Below are 2805 nucleotides of genomic sequence, written 5' to 3' on the forward strand. Positions count from 1 at the left end.
GTGAAAAAGGTGATACGGGAGATACAGGCGCAACAGGACGTACAGGACCCGCTGGTACAGATGGAAACGATGGTGTTGACGGAGCCCAAGGTATACAAGGAGAAACCGGACCTCAAGGAGTAGCTGGTACCAATGGCATCGATGGCGCTGACGGTGCTATCGGACCCCAAGGTGAAGTTGGACCACAGGGTGACCAAGGAGAAAAAGGAGACACAGGAGAAACGGGACCAAAAGGGGACAAAGGAGATACCGGTGACCAAGGAGAAAAAGGCGATAAGGGCGATAAAGGGGAGCAGGGTGAAATAGGACCTGCCGGAGTGGATATTACAAGTCAAAATCTAACTTTCAAAAATGGGAATGTTGGTGTTGGCACTACAACGCCTACTTCATCCTTACATATAGTAGGATCCGTAGCAGCACCTATTAGAAGAACTAACATCAGTACCACCTTAGATGATAATGATTATACCCTTATAATGACTGAAAAAAATCTTACGATAACCTTACCCCCCGCTTCTAACTGTCCTGGGAGGCTCTATATTCTAAAGAACATAAGCAAGGGCGATAATCAAACGAGCATCAAGTATATCTGTAACAAAGGCTCCCTTCAAAACGCATTGGATAAAAATAAACCTATTTGGCTTCAGAGCGATGGTACCGACTGGCAGCAAATAAACATTCAATAGAGAATAAGATGCAAAAAAGATTGTTTATTCTACTAGTATTGTTGGGACAAAGTCTACTAGGACAGGGGGTACATAACTTTGGCAACCTGCAACTTCATAGTAAAGGTTCGCTGGGGTTTCATACTGATTTTATTAATGACAGTGGTTTTGACGAGAATCTAGGTTTAATAGGGTTTTATCATGATGAAAGCAACTTATTGATTTCAGGAAATTCTAGCCCCGTATTTTTTGATTTTGAGATGGCCGTGGAAAACGATCTATACATTGAAGAACCAATTACCATAGATAACTCACTCAATTTTATTTATGGGAATATCAAGTCTGACAGAAATAATAAAAACATCTACACTAAAATATCCGAAAATGCATTTTATGAAGGTGCTGTGGATATGGCCAAGATCGATGGTCATGCCGCAGTTGAAGGACAGAAACTTTTTAGTTTTCCAGTTGGCAATGGGGATATAATGCGGCCCTTGTTACTAGAATTTATTGATGGAACCTTCTTGGCCAAATGCGCATACTTTCGTGAAAGTCCTGATTTTCCAGAGAGTTTTTCCACGGGTTTTGACATTAATCGTAAGGATGCTTATTTGAGCACCATTCATACCCAAGAATTCTGGAATTTGAAGACTTCTGGCATGATTCAAGTAACCCTAAACTGGAATTCGGATTGCAACTTAAAATCTATTGTAGAAGAAATTGAACACATTACGGTCGCAGGGTGGAATAAAAAAAATGAAGAATGGACCAATTTGGGTAATTTTAACTATGAAGGGGAAATCGATGAAGGTTGGGTAACATCAAACACATTCAATGCCAATGATTATGAAATCTTTACGTTCGGTTTCTTGTTTAATATAAAGAATAGAGACTCGGGCAACTATGCCCTTACCCCAAACGGGGATGGATCAAACGATTTTTTTATATTGGAAATAGTTGAGGAGTACCCTACCAATAATCTCATGATCTTCAATAGGGAAGGGCAGCTCGTCTATGAAAAAACAGATTATCAAAATGAATTTAATGGGATTAGCAACAAAAAAATAATCCAAAAAGGCCAACAACTACCAGAAGGGGTTTATTTCTATATACTTGAAATAAAAGCGCATAACTTAAAATATCAAGGATATATATATATAGCGAAATAGCATTATGCAATTCGCCAAGGCTTACTTTTGAGCTGTTCTATATTGTTGGTTTTTAACAGGTTGCAATTTATTTCTGTGCGGGATTACCTTATTAGTAAGTCATCCAAGGAGCATTGATTTACTTTCTTTCGAATAAAGTTTCGGACTTTAGCATATTCAAGTTTTTAGTTACGATTGTTCCGCCAAGAGTTACAGTTCAACTGCACGTTTTATAGGTGAATCGTACGGCTTTTTATGTTTCACCACATTGTATTGCTCGTACACAACAATTTCTTACGCAATAGCTTGGTATCGGTTATTTTTACGGGAATTAGCTTAGTATTCCCAAGACATAACCTATGAAATTAAGTAAAATACTATTTGCGTTGCTCCTTTTTTCGGCAACAATGGTATCTGCCCAAGTAAAAATTGGAGAAAATCCGAGTACGATTAACGACGCATCGATAGTGGAGTTGGAAAGTACGACGAAGGCCTTGGTGCTGACCCGTGTTTCAACGGCCCAAATGCAAAGCATTACTCCCCTTAGAGGTGCCTTGATCTATAATTTAGACACCCAATGTGTTCATTATTTCAATGGAACGCAATGGAATAATTTATGTTCGGGAACCGGAGGTTCATATGCCAATGACTTTTCGTTTGTAGATAACGGGAATGGCACATTTACAATAAACTACTCAGACGGCACTTCATTTACAACACAAGATTTAACAGGCCCACAAGGTGATAAAGGCGACCATGGAACGGATGGTGATTCTGCATATGACATGGCAGTTGCCGAAGGTTTTGTAGGAACCGAAGCCCAATGGACTGCTTCCCTTAAAGGCGATAAAGGGGACACCGGTGAAAAAGGTGAGAAGGGAATCCAGGGAGAAGTTGGACCCCAAGGACTAAAAGGTGACACCGGGGATACCGGAGCAACCGGAGCACAAGGAATACAAGGTGAGGTCGGTCCGCAGGGAATCCAAGGAGAA

1 protein-coding gene and 2 pseudogenes are annotated in these 2805 nt (G+C 40.3%); all 3 read left to right on the forward strand.

Annotated elements, in window-relative coordinates:
- Window positions 1–686: pseudogene (locus WBM98_RS12505) on the forward strand (hypothetical protein); the annotation flags it as partial.
- 8 nt (window positions 687–694) lie between these two features.
- Window positions 695–1834, forward strand: a complete 1140-nt coding sequence (locus WBM98_RS12510; RefSeq protein ID WP_424366359.1) for a gliding motility-associated C-terminal domain-containing protein — start codon at window positions 695–697, stop codon at window positions 1832–1834.
- Window positions 1835–2172: 338 nt separating this feature from the next.
- Window positions 2173–2805, forward strand: a pseudogene (locus WBM98_RS12515) (hypothetical protein); the annotation flags it as partial.

The organism is Maribacter sp. (assembly GCF_049667165.1).
GTDB lineage: Bacteria > Bacteroidota > Bacteroidia > Flavobacteriales > Flavobacteriaceae > Maribacter_A.